Annotated in this window: 15 protein-coding genes; 10 read left to right on the top strand and 5 right to left on the bottom strand. The window is 69.4% G+C overall.

Annotated elements, in window-relative coordinates:
* Positions 1-108: 108 nt before the first annotated feature.
* From OG558_RS29200 to OG558_RS29210, 3 genes are all read right to left on the bottom strand, one after another.
* The gene (locus tag OG558_RS29200; protein ID WP_405065860.1) at positions 109-2,310 is read right to left on the bottom strand and encodes a HelD family protein; all 2,202 of its coding nucleotides are present in this window, start codon (positions 2,308-2,310) and stop codon (positions 109-111) included.
* A 90-nt stretch (positions 2,311-2,400) separates the two neighbouring features.
* Positions 2,401-3,708: a phytoene desaturase family protein gene (locus OG558_RS29205; protein ID WP_405065861.1), complete on the bottom strand. Its 1,308-nt coding sequence runs from the start codon at positions 3,706-3,708 to the stop codon at positions 2,401-2,403.
* Positions 3,708-4,319 carry a DUF4126 domain-containing protein gene (locus tag OG558_RS29210; protein ID WP_329475817.1) on the bottom strand — a complete coding sequence of 204 codons (612 nt, stop codon included), beginning with the start codon at positions 4,317-4,319 and terminating at the stop codon, positions 3,708-3,710. Before OG558_RS29210 ends, OG558_RS29205 begins: the two co-directional genes overlap by 1 nt.
* A 172-nt stretch (positions 4,320-4,491) precedes the next feature.
* Here OG558_RS29210 and OG558_RS29215 point away from each other — a divergent pair, with 172 nt between their 5' ends.
* Together OG558_RS29215 and OG558_RS29220 are read left to right on the top strand one after the other, a co-directional pair.
* Positions 4,492-6,414 carry an N-acetylmuramoyl-L-alanine amidase gene (locus tag OG558_RS29215; RefSeq protein WP_405065862.1) on the top strand — a complete coding sequence of 641 codons (1,923 nt, stop codon included), beginning with the start codon at positions 4,492-4,494 and terminating at the stop codon, positions 6,412-6,414.
* 10 nt (positions 6,415-6,424) lie between these two features.
* Complete coding sequence (locus OG558_RS29220) at positions 6,425-7,156, top strand: hypothetical protein (RefSeq protein WP_405065863.1); 732 nt, start codon at positions 6,425-6,427, stop codon at positions 7,154-7,156.
* On the opposite strand, the gene OG558_RS29225 is transcribed toward OG558_RS29220, so the two are convergent.
* Together OG558_RS29225 and OG558_RS29230 are read right to left on the bottom strand one after the other, a co-directional pair.
* The gene (locus OG558_RS29225) at positions 7,149-7,619 is read right to left on the bottom strand and encodes a YbaK/EbsC family protein (RefSeq protein WP_405065864.1); all 471 of its coding nucleotides are present in this window, start codon (positions 7,617-7,619) and stop codon (positions 7,149-7,151) included. The two genes, OG558_RS29220 and OG558_RS29225, sit on opposite strands and share 8 nt — an antisense overlap.
* 10 nt (positions 7,620-7,629) lie before the next feature.
* Positions 7,630-8,175, bottom strand: coding sequence for a DM13 domain-containing protein (locus tag OG558_RS29230; protein ID WP_405065865.1), 546 nt, complete (start codon positions 8,173-8,175; stop codon positions 7,630-7,632).
* 349 nt (positions 8,176-8,524) lie between these two features.
* Here OG558_RS29230 and OG558_RS29235 point away from each other — a divergent pair, with 349 nt between their 5' ends.
* The 8 genes from OG558_RS29235 (at position 8,525) to OG558_RS29270 (ending at position 15,515) form a co-directional block, all read left to right on the top strand.
* The gene (locus OG558_RS29235; RefSeq protein WP_405065866.1) at positions 8,525-9,091 is read left to right on the top strand and encodes a DUF6504 family protein; all 567 of its coding nucleotides are present in this window, start codon (positions 8,525-8,527) and stop codon (positions 9,089-9,091) included.
* Positions 9,088-9,561 (top strand): SAV_6107 family HEPN domain-containing protein, encoded by a 474-nt coding sequence (locus OG558_RS29240; RefSeq protein ID WP_405065867.1) that lies wholly within the window; start codon positions 9,088-9,090, stop codon positions 9,559-9,561. Before OG558_RS29235 ends, OG558_RS29240 begins: the two co-directional genes overlap by 4 nt.
* A 438-nt stretch (positions 9,562-9,999) precedes the next feature.
* On the top strand, positions 10,000-11,211 hold the full coding sequence (locus OG558_RS29245; protein WP_405065868.1) for a DUF480 domain-containing protein: 1,212 nt from the start codon (positions 10,000-10,002) through the stop codon (positions 11,209-11,211).
* Between the two features lie 150 nt (positions 11,212-11,361).
* The gene (locus OG558_RS29250; RefSeq protein WP_405065869.1) at positions 11,362-12,396 is read left to right on the top strand and encodes an ATP-binding cassette domain-containing protein; all 1,035 of its coding nucleotides are present in this window, start codon (positions 11,362-11,364) and stop codon (positions 12,394-12,396) included.
* Positions 12,393-13,208 (top strand): ABC transporter permease, encoded by an 816-nt coding sequence (locus OG558_RS29255; RefSeq protein WP_405065870.1) that lies wholly within the window; start codon positions 12,393-12,395, stop codon positions 13,206-13,208. Before OG558_RS29250 ends, OG558_RS29255 begins: the two co-directional genes overlap by 4 nt.
* A complete protein-coding gene (locus OG558_RS29260) occupies positions 13,205-14,047 on the top strand; it encodes an ABC transporter permease (RefSeq protein WP_405065871.1) in 843 nt (280 codons plus the stop codon). The genes OG558_RS29255 and OG558_RS29260 overlap by 4 nt, the downstream gene beginning before the upstream one ends.
* Before the next feature lie 90 nt (positions 14,048-14,137).
* The gene (locus OG558_RS29265) at positions 14,138-14,884 is read left to right on the top strand and encodes a methyltransferase domain-containing protein (protein WP_405065872.1); all 747 of its coding nucleotides are present in this window, start codon (positions 14,138-14,140) and stop codon (positions 14,882-14,884) included.
* 217 nt (positions 14,885-15,101) lie between these two features.
* Positions 15,102-15,515, top strand: coding sequence for a DUF3040 domain-containing protein (locus OG558_RS29270; protein WP_329475829.1), 414 nt, complete (start codon positions 15,102-15,104; stop codon positions 15,513-15,515).
* Positions 15,516-15,560: the final 45 nt, after the last annotated feature.

Here is a 15,560-nt window from a genome sequence, read left to right on the forward strand (position 1 = left end):
CACCAGCATCACCGACCAACCAGCCACCATTTAGGAGACACGCCCTAGACGCATCGTTACGTCCGAAGATGTGAGGTCTACAGCACACACATCTTCGGACGTAAGCGATCAGGGCAACCAGTTGGTTGTGCTGTTGACCGTGATCAGGCGCTGAGTCGCTCGGGTCAGGACGACGTACAACGCGCGGACGCCGCCCAGCGTGTCGCTGACGATGCGGTCGGGCTCGACCACCACGACCGCGTCGTACTCGAGGCCCTTGGACTCCAGCGGGCTGACCGCGACGACGCGCGGGTCACCGAGCTCGGCGAGGACCGGGTCGACGACGGGCCGCAGCTTCGGCGGCACGATTACGCCGACCGTGCCCTCGACGAGCTGGAGCAGCTCGACCGCGGCGTCACCCGCGGCCTCGGCGACCTTGCCGTCGTCGACGATCCGGTGCTCGGGGTCGACACCGGTGCTGCGGACCGCGTTCGGCAGATCGGCGTCCGGGAGCGTACGGCGGATCACCTCGCCGGCGAACGCGTAAATCTCGGCCGAGTTCCGGTAGTTGGTGGACAGCCGGAACGCGTGCCGTTGCAGGTGCGACAGCATCGAGTCCATCGCCGCCCGCGCCTCGTCCGGATCGGGCCACGAGCTCTGCGCCGGGTCGCCGACGATCGTCCAGCTCGCCTGCGGACCGCGCCGGGTCACCATGCGCCACTGCATCGGGGACAGGTCCTGTGCCTCGTCCACCAGCACGTGCGCGTACTCGTCCGGCTCGTCGGCCTCCCGGGCGGCGGCCCGGGCACGACGCTCGGACGTGGTCAGCACCTCGTTGACGCCGTCGCTCAGACCTTCCAGCCAGTCGAACTCGTCGTCCTTGGCCTCGTTGACCGGTGCACGGCCCAGGAGCGTGCTCAGTTCGTCCAGAAGCGCTACGTCGGCAATCGTGAACTGGTCCGTGCTGCGGATCGCACGGGCGAGTGCGTCGACCTCTCGGGGGGTGAGCTCGTTCCGGGCCCAGCGCTGCAGACGCCGTGGGTCACCGAGCCAGCGCAGCACCGCCTCCGGCGTCAGCACGGGCCACCACTGGCTGAAGAACGTCCTGAAAGCAGGGGTGTCGACCACTCGGTCGCCGAACGCCTCCCGGTCGCCATAGACCCCGGTACGCAAGTCGTCCGGGAACCGCTGCCAGAGCGCAGCCACCAGAGCCTTACGAGCCTCAGTGGCGGCCTTGTTGCGTGGCGTCCGGCGCAGTGCGTTCCGCCGTACGTTGTCGAGCTGGTTGGCGTCCAGCTCCACCGTGGCACCGCCGATGAACACCCGGAGAGTGGCCGGGGCCGTCGGCACTCGGTCGCGGGCAGCACGCGCCAGTACGCCGCGCATACGCAGCGAACCCTTGATCGCGGCCACGTCGGCCTCGTCGACCGCAGTGGCCTTGACGCCGTCCACGAGCTCGCCCACTGCCCGCAGCGAGACGGTGTTCTCACCGAGGCTCGGCAGGACACGCTCGATGTAGGCCATGAACGCAGCGGACGGTCCGACGACCAGTACGCCGCCCCGCTCGAACCGCCTGCGGTCGCTGTAGAGCAGGTACGCCGCTCGGTGCAGAGCGACCACCGTCTTGCCGGTGCCCGGCCCACCGCCGATGACGGTCACACCCCGCGCCGGCGCCCGGATGGCTTTGTCCTGCTCGGCCTGGATGGTGGCGACGATGTCGCGCATCGTATGACCGCGGGCGCGCGACAGGGACGCCATCAGCGCGCCCTCGCCCATCACGGGCAGGTCCTCGGGCGCACGCTCCGGCGCGAGCAGGTCGTCCTCGAGCCCGACGATGCGGGGGCCCTTGTTCCGCAGGACGCGCCGGCGGACGACCTTCAGCCGGTCCGTCGAGGTGGCGCGGTAGAACGGCTCGGCCGCCGGTGCACGCCAGTCGATCACCAGCGGTTCGTACTCCGCGTCCCGGACACCGATCCGGCCGACGTACAGCTTGTCGAGATCCGCGGCGGTCTCGGCGGCCGGCTGGTCGTCACCGTGGTCGGAGTCGAGCCGGCCGAAGACCAGGCCCTCGTGCTCGGCGTCCAGTTCGGCGATCCGGCGGGCCGCGGCGAACACGAGTACGTCGCGCTCGTACAGCCCGGTCTGCTCCTCCTCGCGGACACGGCCGACGTTCTGCGCCTGCGCGCGCTGGTGCCCTTCGACCGCGATCCGTGACGCGGAGCGGGCAGCCTCCGCAACCCGGTCGTACACCCGGTCGACATGTTGTTGCTCAGCCGCCAGCTCAGCCGGCTCGACGTTCTCGTGATCGGCCGACGTGGGGGTTTGATCCACCGAGGTCCTCTCTACTGCCGGGCACCTACCCCGACATGGAACAGGAACCGTCAATCTTAGTGCGCTGGGTATCTCAACCCCAGACCGGTCTCAGGCCTTTCCGATGGCGTCGGCCACAATCGCGGCGCCGAGCGTCGTGGCCGGTACCCCGGACCCCGGGTGAGCGCCCGCCCCGACGCAGTACAGCCCCTTGACCGGAGACACGTTGGCCGCGCGCCGGCGGGCCGTCTTGTACCCCTCCCAGGCCACACCGGCCCACCATGACGGCGACGTCTGCCGCGACACCACGTTCTCCCGGATGTGCAGCCCACGCGCGATCAGCAGGTCGAGTACGTCGTCCGTCGGGTAGCCGTGGACCAGGACGGACCACGCCTGGTGCCCGACCGGCGCCTGACCACCCGTTCGTACGACGACTGTCGGCGTACCGTGCAGGACGGTCTCGAACGGCAGGGTCGGCACCGGATCCTTCAGTCCCAGGTGGACGACGTACGCCGCCTGCGCCTGGTGCGTCGACAGGATCCTCTTGCGCACCTTCTTGGCCGTCAGGTCGTCGACCAGTTGTCCGTAGAGCTCACGCGGGTCGATGTCGCTCACCACGATGTCCGCCGGCAGCTCCGTCCCATCAGCCAGCCGTACGCCGGTCACAGTGCCGCCGGCCGTGATGACGGCGACCACCTCGGCGTTGGTGCGCACGGTGATCTTCCGCTCGCTCGCCCGCTGCACCAGTCCGTCCGCCAACGCGCCGAAACCGCCCTCGATCGTCCAGCGGCCGAAGGTGCGTTCCAGGTACGACCAGACGCCGACGTACCCCGGCGTGAGCTTCGCGTCCGATCCACCTTGCGCTGCGAAGTGGCGCAGCACCGCACGGGCTCTGTCGTCACTCAGCTCGTGCTGCGCGACCTTCTCCAGCGACTGCCAGGGTTTGAGGGCCCGGATGCTCTTCAGCGGCAGCTTGTCCTGCAGGGGTGGCTCGAGCGAGGTCTTCCGGAGGATCTGCCACGTCTCGCCATAGCCGTCGACCAGTGCGGTCCATTGCTCGGCCACCTGCTCGCCGGCCAGGCCCGTCCAGGCCTCCTGCTGCGAGCCGCGGTCGTTGATCGGCAGGTCCAGCACCGAGCCGTCGGCGAACATGTGCCGCCGGGGCTCGGTCACCGGCTCCAGTTGGAGCAGACTCTCGATCGGGCGGCCGCTCTTGCGGAACAGGTCCCGGAGTGCGGCCGGGAGCGTCGTACTGGCTGCTCCGGCGTCCCAGGTGAAGCCATCCGCTTCGACCCGGCCCAGCGCCCCGCCGAGGTGTTCGTCCCGTTCGCAGACGGTGACCTGGTGGCCGAGCTTGGCCAACCGGACTGCACTGGCGAGACCGGCCAGACCGGACCCGATGACGATCACGGTCCCCATCAGACGGCACTGCTCCCCGTCGCCAGTTCGCGCCGTTTCTCCCGCCACGCCTTGAACCGGAGGTACCCGCGCCGGATGAAGCGGAACGCGAAGTACACCCCCATCAGGCCGAGGAACAGCAGGATGCCGGCGATGATGAGTGCGGCCTCCGGGTGGAACGCGGCCAGCGACACCACGCCGACGACGGTGATGTCCTCGGCGGACGACGCGGCGATGTTGGTCGCCGGCTCGGGGGAGGTGTTGATCGCTAGCCGCAGACTCGACTTCACCGAGTGCGAGAGCAGGGCGACCAGTCCGCCGGTGGTCGCGATGACGGCCTGGTGCAGCGTGGTCGCCTCACCGGCGAGCAGGGCGGCCAGGATCGCGCCGATGGTCGGCCGGATCACCGTCGAGATCGCGTCCCAGGCGGAGTCGACGTACGGAATTTTGTCGGCGACGAACTCGAACGCGAAGAGAACACCCGCTGCGATCAGAACGGCGTTGCTGGTCAGTGCCTCCGGGACGTCGTCGGCACCGGCGAACCGGCCGAGCAGGCCGAGAATCAGCACGCAGGCATAGGCATTGATGCCACTGGCCCAGCCCGTCGTGAACGCCAACGGCAACGCTTCCATCGTCGTGCTCCGTAACCCTCAGTCGCCGTTTCGCCGGCGGCATGTTTTCGTCAGTATCGAACCCTTCGAGGTGAGTTTTGGTTAACCGTTGACATCCGGCTCGCCTCGACCCACAGTGACTAGGCTGCCAGTCTGTGTGACCGGCACCCGCCCTTGGGTTCAGGAGAACAACATGCTGCGTCGTCCGAAGATTCTCGCCGCACTGGCTGCGGTAGCGCTGCCCATCACCTTGACCGGCGTGTCGTCCGGAGGTCCACCCGCGGCCGCTGCGCCGCCGCCGGCACCCGCCGCCGTCGAGGCCTCGGCGTACAGCGCGGCCGCTGCGAAATATGGCGTACCGGAGTCCGTCCTGCTGGCCGTGTCGTACTCGGAGTCGCGGTGGGACGACCACCGGGGCGCACCGAGCACGTCGGGTGGCTACGGCCCGATGCACCTCACCGCTCTCGACCCCAGCGTGGTCGCGGACCTGTCCGGCAAGCAGAAGGTCGCCAAGGCCTCGTCGTTGCGGACGCTCTACAAGGCCTCCGACCTGACTGGTCTGGACCCGGCCGCGCTGCGCACCGACGCCACCGCCAACATCAACGGTGGTGCCGCACTGCTGGCGTCGTACCAGCGATCCCTCGGTCTGCCTGTCGGCGCTAACACCTCTCCGGCCGAGTGGTACGGCGCAGTGGCGTCGTACGCGGAAGCCGGGGACCGGGTGGCTGCGTCCGGCTTCGCCGACGACGTCTACTCGATCATGGCCCACGGTGCCGCCCGGACGACGAACACCGGGCAGCAGGTCGTGATGCCTGCCGTCGCTGTCACGCCGGACAAGGCACAGGTCAACAAGCTGACACTGCCCGCGGGCACGAAGCCGGCGAACTCCGGAGTGGAGTGCCCGCCGTCGCTCGGGTGCGAGTGGCTGCCGGCCCCGTACTCGGAGTTCGGAACTGCTGGGGACTACGGCAACCATGACCTGGCGAACCGGCCGAAGACCGGCAAGATCGACTACATCGTCATCCACGACACCGAAGGCACCTGGCAGGGTGTGCTCAACCTGGTGCAGGACCCGACCTACGTGAGCTGGCAGTACACGATGCGCTCGTCCGACGGCCACACCTGGCAGCACGTCAAGGCGAACGACGTCGCCTGGCACGCCGGCAACTGGTACGTGAACATGCACAGCATCGGCATCGAGCACGAGGGCTTCGCGCCGCAGGGTGCGACCTGGTTCACCGAGGCGCTCTACCGCAACTCGGCCAAGCTCGTGAGCTACCTGGCCGCGAAGAACAACATCCCGCTCGACCGCGCTCACATCATCGGCCACGACCAGGTGCCGGGCACGGTCCCGTCGACGGTTCGCGGCATGCACTGGGACCCGGGACCCTACTGGGACTGGGAGCACTACTTCGACCTGCTGGGCGCTCCGATCTACGGGCACTCCGTGTTCCCGGTGAAGGCCGGCTCGATCGTCACCATCAAGCCAGGCTTCCAGGGCAACGTGCAGGTGGTCAGCAACTGCGACGCTCCGGGCACCCCGTGCACGCCGCAGGCCACGAACTTCGTCTACCTGCGTCAGTCGCCTGACGACAACGCTCCGCTGGTCAAGGACATCGGGCTGCATCCGGACGGTTCGGCTGGCACCACTGACGTGTCCGACATGGGCTCCCGGGCCGCCGCCGGCTCCCAGTACGTCGTGGCGCAACGGCAGGGCGACTGGGTCGCGGTCTGGTACCTCGGTGGGCTCGGGTGGTTCAAGAGCCCGGCGTCAGCTCCGGATGCGTTCGCGAAGCCGGGTCTCGTGGTGAAGCCGAAGGCGGGCATGGCCTCGGTGCCGGTGTACGGACGTGCGTACCCGGAGCAGGCGGCGTACCCGGCGGGCATTCCGTACCAGACGGTCACGCCGCTGCAGTACACGATCGGCGCCGGCCAGGCCTACCCGGTGGGTGATGCGAACATCGAGACGGACTACTACCGGGCCGTGACGTTCGCGGGTCAGCCGCCGACCGACCACGTGCAGGTGCTCGGCACGGACCGGTACTACCAGATCTGGTTCGGGCACCGGATGGCTTACGTCCGCGCCGCCGACGTGGACATCCGCCCAGCCGTCTAGATTGGGTCCTGTGATCGACGAAGCCGTCCAGCGTCTGCTGGACGGCTTCGTCACGTCGATCCGCGAAGTCGCGGCCGTCGAGGCTGTCTGGCTCCACGGCTCGCTGGCCCTCGGCGACTTCCAGCTCGGCCGTAGCAACCTCGATGTCGTCGCCGTCGTCTCGTCGCCACCGCCGGCCGCGATCGAGGACGTGCACCGACGGCTGATCCGTGCCGCACCACTGGCCGCCAAGCTGCATTGCTCCTACCTGGTCGCGGCGGAGCTGGCCGACCCCGCCGTCCGGCACGCCACGTTCGCCCAGGGCCGCTACTTCGACCGCCCGGTGACGCCGGTGACCCGCCGGGAACTTGCCCTGAGCAACCTCTCGCTGTTCGGCCCACCGCCGTTGTCGTTGCTACCGGCAACCAGCGACGCGGAGCTCGCCGCCTTCGTCCGGCGCGATCTGCGGGACTTCTGGTTCCCGGTGACCAGCAAGCGGACCCCGTGGTACGCCGACATCTGGGTCGACCTCAGCCTGCTGACGATCGCCCGCGCCCACGTCACGCTGACGACGGGGGAGCTGATCACCAAGCGCGCCGCCCTCGACGTGCTGCCGTCCCTGCACGCCCCCGCCGCTGTGGTCTCCGATATCACTCGCCGACGCTACGGCCCATCGCGCCGCTTGGCCCCGTGGTGGCGGCACCGCCGGGCGGTGCTGACCCGGCGGTTCGTGAGTACGACGATCCCGCAGGTGATCAGTTGACGGTGATCGGGGTGCCGTTGGTGAGGGTGAGGAGTTCGGCGTACGTGGTGGGGAAGACCGAGTGGGGGATCCCGGCGGCTGCCCAGACCACGTCGTACTGCTCGAGGGCGGTGTCGACGTACGTCGGGACCTGGCCCGGGTGGCCGACCGGGGCGACGCCGCCGATCGACTGACCGGTGTGCTCCTTGACGAACTCCGGGGTCGCGCGGCGTAGCTTGCCGATCCCGAACTCGGCGGCGACCTTCGCCGTGTCGACCCGGTGCGCGCCGGACGTCAGGATCAGTACCGGGGTGCCGTCGCCGTCGAAGATCAGGCTGTTGGCGATCGCGCCGACCTCACACCCGAGCTCGGCCGCCGCGGCCGCCGCCGTCGGCACCGCCTCGTCGAGGATCACGATCTCACCGGTGGCGCCGGCCGCCCGCAGGGCGTCGGCCACCTTCTGCACGTTGGGATGACTGCTCACCTCCGGAACTCTATGCGAGCTCTGCGGCACCGAACGACACGTTGAACCGATCACACCAGATCGCGACGCTGCGGAAGTCCTCGAGCCTCAGGTCGGTGGGGATGGGGTAGTTCTGGTTGCCGTGGTTGCCCTTCAGGCTGCCCAGGCTGCGATAGCGGCCGTCGTCGAACACGTGCCAGCCGCCTTTGGCCACTTTCGCGTCACTGAGCCAAACCTTGAGGTCGGGGCCGTCGGAGGTGCTGAGGTTCTCCAGCCGGAGCACGCGAGACCCGTCGGGCAGTTCGAGTACGGCGACTGTGCCGGACGTCTCGTGTTCGTGCGTGATCAGCTTTCCGGTCAGCAGTGTGACCGGTCCGGGCCTGGTCGACGGCCGTCGCGCCGAAACTGTCGGTGGCGTCGTCGACGATGAGTGCGTGGAGATCGGAGCAGTGCCGGGGAGCGCCTCGTCGACGACCTTGTCGGTGACGAGCTTCCACGGCTGGAAGAGCGGCAACGCGACCGCCGCTGCCACGACGGCAACGGCCGCCGCGGTGATTCCTGCTGCCCGTTTCCGCACTGTCGTCCCCTTCGTCGGCTCGCTCCCAGTCTGGCGGCCGGAGCGGGCGTGCGGTGGCGCGCCGGGCTTACGGGCCGTTGACGATTGTCGGCGGGCGACGCTACGCTTCCAGTGTTCGAACAGATGTTCGATTACCTCTGACCCGGTTTCGTCGGGAGGCCGGGCGGGGGTGAGCCGGACAGCTGGACGGCTCCGGTGCGGAGTTGCGGCCGCATCGGAAACCGGTGGTCCCGGCGGGCCGGGCACCGGGGTGGACCTCGACCCCCACCCCGTGCCGGCCCGCCGGGCCTCCGACCAGGGCCCAGGGCCCGATCAGGGGCAGCGGTTCGTTCACAGGAGGCGATTGAGCATGTGGGAGTTCGACGAGGCCGTCGAGGTGCACTCGGTGGTTGTGGACGACACCGAGACCCCGGACCAGTTCCTCTGGCGTGGCCGCCTCTGGCGAGTCTGCTCCGTCCAGTCCCACTGGACCGAGACCGCCGCATGGTGGGAGCGCGGCATCATCGGCACCGGCCTGACGTACGACGGGCGCGCCGACCACTGGGCTCACGCCGAGCGCACCGACACGGGTGGCGCAGCGACGCGCCACCACATGAGCGGCGCGGTGGCGTCGGCGAGTCCCCGTTCTCTCGCCGACTGCCTGGCCGCGCTCGCTCCCGGCGGTAGCGATGGCGCATTCGCTGCCGCCGGGAGCGTCACTGGGAACAGCGGTGCGGATGCGGCCGGCGGGGAGCCGGCTCGCGGACTGTCCGGGAGTCCGGCGGCAGTCGGCGTACTGGATGCGGACTGGGGCCCGCGGCGGGCGGTGTACCGGGTAGAGGCGGGGTGCGGCCGGCACGGTCGGCGGGAGCTGTTCGATCTCGCGCACGACCCGGACTCCGGCCGCTGGCAACTGGAGAGGGTGACGGACCGATGACTGTTTCACCGGTTTCCCCGGCGGCCGCAGGGTCGGCGAGCCGGGAGTTGTCTCGCGCGCGTGCCGCGCTGGCTGAGGCAGTGGAGACGAACGACCACCTGATCCGCTACTCGAGCGCCCACGTCGCGGCGCTCCGGGTCGCGGCCGCGGTCCTCGCCGTCCGCGCCCGTCCGGTCCGCTCGGGCCCTCGTCGCCGGGTCCAGCGGAACGCCTGGGTGCTGCTGGCCGAGGTCGCTCCGGAGTTCGGCGAGTGGGCCACGTTCTTCGCCGCCGGCGCTGCCCAGCGTGCCGCCGCCGAGGCGGGTCTCGAGCGCGCCGTCAGCACTCGCGAGGCCGACGACCTGGTTCGTGCCGTGGACACCTTCTACACCCAGGTGGAAGCCAGCCTCCGCCTCTCCACGACCCCCGCCCTGACGGCGACCACCGATCCCCAGTCCGTCCTCACCCAACCCTGGATGCAAGCCAGCTGACCAGCCGGCGACGCAGGAGACCCCGAACGTGATCGAACGACGCAGCCGTCTGGACCGAGGCATGGGCGTAGACCTGTGCGGCCGAGTGCACGCCATCACCGGCATCGAGTGCTACCTGCCCGACACGCACTACCCGCGCCCCCACCACTCCCTGACCGGAGAGTCCTGGCACGACGGCCTCTGCACCCACTGCGCCGGCGCCGGCACCCAAGCCGGCACTCCGTGCCCCCACTGCAACGGCACCGCCTTCGAACCAATAACCCTCCCAGCCCCAGACACCCCCCAACCCGGCTAACAGCCCGGAGGCTGCGGTGGGTGGAATGGGGTGGGTGACTCTCCGAGCCGCAGACCCCCAACCCGGCTGACCCGCCCCTCAACCCGGGCGGCTGCGGGCTGCGGTGGGGGGAATGGGATGGGGGAGGCTTTAGGGTCTTGGGCGTGAGTGAACTTCCTGTTCTCGAGGCCGAAGATCAGCGTGTGCTCGGGAGTCTGCTGGAGAAGCAAACGACGGTGCCGGCGTCGTACCCTCTCACCGCGAACGCCCTGCGGACGGCCTGCAACCAGACGAGTAATCGAGAGCCTGTCGTCGACTACGACCAGGCGACGGTGGAGCGAACCGCGCGGTCGCTCAGGGACCGGGAGCTGGTGCGGATCGTCTGGGTCGACACCGGCCGGCGCACGCTGAAGTACCACCAGATCCTCGACGAGCGGCTCGGGCTCGAGACCGACGAGCGAGCGCTGCTCACGGTGTTGCTCCTTCGCGGCGCACAGACGCCCGGTGAGCTGCGTACCCGCACCGAGCGACTCCACGGGTTCGCCGACCGCTCCGAGGTCGAGGTCTGCCTGCGCCGGATGGCGGAACGCCCCGAGCTCTTGGTCCGCGAGCTCGACCTGCGCCCCGGCCAGCACGACCGCCGGTGGATCCATCTCCTCGGGCCGGTGCCGGGGCAGGCCGAGCCGGTCGTCGCGGAGACGGTCGACCGGGACGTGGTGATCGCCGAAGGAGCCGAGGCGCGGGACGCTCGGGTGCGTTCGTCGTACGACGCCGTCGCCGAGACGTACGCCGACCGCCTGGCTGACGAGCTGGCCGGGCTGTCGTTCGAGACCTGGCTGCTCAACCGGGTGATCGCCGACGCCGGCGGACGCCCGGTGGTGGAGGTCGGCTCAGGCCCCGGACACATCACCGCGTACCTGGCCGAGCATGGCGCCGATGCCACGGGCGTCGACTTCTCCTCGGCGATGGTGGCCGAGGCCCGCCGACGCTTCCCGGACCGGAATTATCAGGAAGGCGACCTGCGGCGGTTGGGTCGCCCACCGACCAGCTCCGGATGGGCGGCCGTCCTCGGCTGGTACTCCCTGATCCACCTGGCGGCCGCCGAACTCCCCGACGCGATCGCGGCCCTCGTGCGCCCGCTCGATCCCGGCGGCCTGCTCGTCCTCGCCCTGCACGCCGGAGCAGAGGTCCGCCACGTCGACCAGTGGTTCGGCCACGAGGTCGACCTCGACGTCGTCCTGCACGACCCGGCGTTCGTGGTCGGCGTCGTCGAGTCCGCCGGTCTCGTCGATGTCGAGTGGTACCTCCGCGGTCCGATCGCCGCCCGGGAGGAGACGACCCGGCGCCTGTACGTCATCGGCCGCACCGCCTCCTGACCCCGCGAAATGCGGTGGACATCGCTTTCCGGCCTGCCTTAGCGTTTCTCCTGGCAGCCGTATGTCGGAAGGACCAGAGGGCTTCGCGCGCTCTGCGCTGACGTTGCCCGGTCCGACGCACCAACCGACTCTCGAAAGCGGTGCTCATCCGTGACGCACGCATCCCAACAGGTCCCCTCGCCGCAGCCACCGGTGATCGCGGCGACCGACCTCACCAAGACCTACACGTTCCACAAGCAGCAGGCCGGCCTCGGCGGGGCGATCAAGAGCCTCGTCCGGCGGACGTACGAGACCCGGCTCGCCGTCGACAAGATCACGTTCAGCATCGATCGCGGCGAGGTCGTCGGGCTGCTCGGCCCGAACGGCGCCGGCAAGACCACCACGCTGAAGATGCTCTCCGGCCTCCTGTACGTCACCTCCGGCGAGCTCGAGGTCCTCGGCTTCGCCCCGTCGGACCGCAAGCACGACTACCTGCGCCGGATCGCGCTCGTGATGGGGCAGAAGACCATGCTCTGGTGGGACGTCCCCGCGATGGAGAGTCTCCTGCTGCACAAAGACATGTACGGCCTCACGACGAAGGAGTTCGACCGCAACGTCGCCGAGCTGGCCGAGCTGCTCGATGTCGAGGACCTGCTGAACGTCCAGGTTCGCAAGGTCTCCCTCGGCGAGCGGATGAAGCTCGAGCTGATGGCGGCCCTCGTGCACGGGCCGGAGATCCTGTTCCTGGACGAGCCGACGATCGGCCTCGACGTGGTCGCGAAGGCGCGGGTGCGGACGTTCCTTGCCGAGGTCAACCAGGTCCGCGGCACCACGATCCTCGTCACCAGCCACGACATGGACGACATCGAGGCACTCTGCTCGCGGGTGATGATCATCGACCACGGCGGCCTGCAGTACGACGGGGGCCTCGACGAACTCGTGCACACGGCGCGCCCGCGCAAGCTCGTGCAGGCGACGTACGCGACGACCGTCGACGGCGGCCGCCTCGCCGGTCTCGAGGGCGTGACCGCGGTCGACAGCTCCGGCCAGCTGATCAGGCTCGAGGTGGATCGCGAGCGGGCCGGCGACGTACTGGAGCAGCTGACGCGGCTCGGTCCACTGGTCGACCTCGATGTCGCGGACGCCGACGTCGAGGACATCATGCGCGACCTCTTTCTGCGCCGCAGCACGCTGGGGGACGCGTGACGGCCACGCTCCTGCGGAACCTCCGGGTCCTGCGCCGGATGACCGCGGCGGAGATCGCCCAGCAGTCCATCTACCGCGGCGCGTGGATCATCTTCATGGCGGCCAACGTCTGCGTGCCGATCATCTCGCTGCTCATCTGGCGCACGGCGATCGCGAACGGGGCGCAACTTCCGATCGACGAGCGGTACGTGACGACGTACTTCGTGCTGCTCAGCTTCGTCACGATGGCGACGTCGTCGTGGATGACGGGCTTCCTGGCCAACGACATCAGGCTCGGCAAACTCTCCCGTTGGATGGTGCGTCCGGCGTCGTTGCTGCTGGGCTTCATCGCCAACAACTTGTCGGAGAAGTTCCTGAAGCTGTTCGCGCTGGTGCCGATGATCGGCGTGCTGTGGTGGATCTTCCGCGACTCGATGAACATCCCGGCCGGCCCGGACCGCTGGGCGCTGTTCGGGGTCAGCATCGTGCTCGGGGCGATCTTGGTGTTCACGATCGACATCCTGATCGCGGCGCTCGCGTTCTGGATGGACGACGTGTCCGCGCTGGCCCAGGCCCGGTTGATCATCGCGAGTGTGCTGTCCGGGTCCGTGGTACCGCTCGCGCTGATGCCGGACTGGTCGCGCGGCTTCATCGACAACCAGCCGTTCAGGTACACGGTGTCGTTCCCGGTCGAGATCGTCGCCGGCGACCTGTCCGGCCAGGACCTCCTGGTGGGCTTGCGCGTTCAGTTCGCGTACGTGCTCGGGTTCGCAACGGTTGCGCGCCTCGTCTGGGCGGCCGGGATCCGCGCATACTCGGCGGTGGGCGCATGAGCACGTACGTCGACGACCGGCCGCCGCTCGACCGCAACTGGCTGCACAAGCAGCTGCGCCACCTTCGGCTGTGGCGGCGGTTCCTCACCCAGGCAGCGGTCCGCGAGACGCACTATCGCGCGCACTTCGTCACCACCTTGCTGGTGGGGCTCGTCCAGCTCGGGCTCGGCATCGTGCCGATCCTGTTGCTGTTCGGCTTCACCCAGGAGATGCACGGCTGGTCGCGGGCCGAGGTGATCACGCTCGTCGGCATGTACCAGATCATCACTGGCCTGATGGCGGCGTTCGTCGCGCCCAACCTGGACCGGATGACGGCCTACATCACCGAGGGCGAGCTCGACGCGGTGCTGCTGCGTCCGGTGTCGAGCCAGTTCTACCTGACGCTGCGGTGGATCAACGTCGCGGAGCTCAGCAACGTCGCGAGCGGCATCGTCGTTCTGGTGATCGGGCTCGTGCAGTCGGGCACCAGTCCGGATGTGGGGCAGATCCTGCAGGCGCTCGTACTCGCGGCCTGTGGGGTGGTGCTGCTCGCGTCCGTGTGGAGTGCGATGTCGTTCCTCGCGTTCTGGCTGCAGTCGGTGAACCCGATCGGAGCCATCTACCTGAACCTGGTCGAAGCGGGCCGGTATCCGCTGGTGTTCTTCCCGGCGGTGGTGCGGACGTTCCTGACCTTCGCGTTCCCGGTGGCGTTCGCGACGACGTTCCCGGTCCAGGCGCTGGCGGGCGACCTCGGCTGGGCGCCGGTGGCCGGCGGGATCGCGCTGTCGGTGGTCGCGGTGACGCTCGTCCGGATGCTGTGGCGCCGCGGGTTGCGCTCGTACGCCAGCGCAAGTTCCTAGGGCCTGGTGCGGGTCGGGAGTGGGATGCGGGGTGGAAGTAGGGTGTGGCCCGGTGGGGTGGGCGTTGGGGGACCGGCTGGAGGGTTGTGGATGGTGGATCGGCGGCGGCGGGGTGTGCGGACCGCGCTGGTAGGCGAGGCTTTGCGGGTGGCGCTGGCGGGACGGGCGCGGACCGATCCGGGAGCCGGGCTGGACATCGTCGACCTCGGGGGCGGCACCGGCGGGTTCGCGGTGCCACTGGCTGTCGAAGGGCACCGGGTGACGGTCGTCGACCCGAGCCCGGACGCGCTTGCGTCGCTGGAGCGGCGTGCCAGTGATGAGGGTGTGAGCGAACTGGTCCGTGGCGTCCAAGGGGACGCGGCCGAGCTCCCTGGACTGGCCGGTGAGTCGAGTGCGGACGCCGTCCTGTGCCATGGCGTGCTCGAGGTCGTCGACGACCCCGTTCAGGCGTTGCAGGCGATGGCTTCGGTACTGCGGGAGGGCGGCGTACTGAGTCTGCTTGTTGCCCAGCGCAACGCTGTCGTGCTGGCCCGCGCGCTAGCCGGTCACCTCGCCGAAGCACGCGTGGCGTTGCAGGACCCGGACGGGCGCTGGGGTCCGACCGATCCGATGCCGCGGCGGTTCGACGAGGCCGGGATCACGGCGCAACTCGCCGACGCCGGCTTCATGGTGCACACGGTGCACGGCGTACGCACGTTCGCCGATCTCGTCCCGTCCGCCTTCGTCGACTCCGAACCGGGGGCCGCCGAGTCCCTCGCCGAGCTCGAGCGCGCCGCCAGCCAGCACCCGGCCTTCCGCGCCCTCGCCACCCAGCTCCACATCCTCGCCACCCGCTGACCACGGACGGTGACCGCCGGGTGACCTGCGGCGGGAGGGGCTTTCCCGCGGTCGCGAAGCTGTGAGCGAACTGTGAGCGACATGCCATCGAGCGCGGGTTTGGAGCTCGTGTCGTAGGGGCAGTTGCCGGACCGTGACGCGCTGGACAGGCGGTCAGGGTTTCGTGTGGGGCACGCGCGGCCTAGACTGAAGGCGGCCTATCGAGATCGCGCTCATCATGGAGGGATCGACGGTGCCCCTCTCGGAAGAAGAGCAGCGCCAGTTCGAGCAGCTCGAACGCGCCCTCGCTGCGGAAGACCCGAAGTTCGTTTCCGCCATGCGAGGGACCAATGTGCGCTTGTACTACAAGCGCCGGGCAGTTCTTGCCGGCGTCGGATTTGTGCTGGGCATCGCGGTGCTGATGACCGGCGCGATCGTTCCCAACACCATCATCGGAGTCGTGGGCTTCGTGATGATGGTCGCCTGCCTCTACATCGCCGCGCTCAGCATGAAGCGGATCAGCAACGCCGGGGACACCGACGACATCCCGCCGCCGCCGGCCAAGAAGCACCGGACCCGGCACGACTCGTCCGGCAGCTTCATGGAGCGGATGGAAGATCGCTGGCGCCGCCGCCGCGACGAAGACCTCTGACAGCGCGACGCGCCGCCTGAGCGCGACCCAGTCGACGAACCACAC

The organism is Kribbella sp. NBC_01510, from assembly GCF_045040325.1.
Lineage (GTDB): Bacteria > Actinomycetota > Actinomycetes > Propionibacteriales > Kribbellaceae > Kribbella.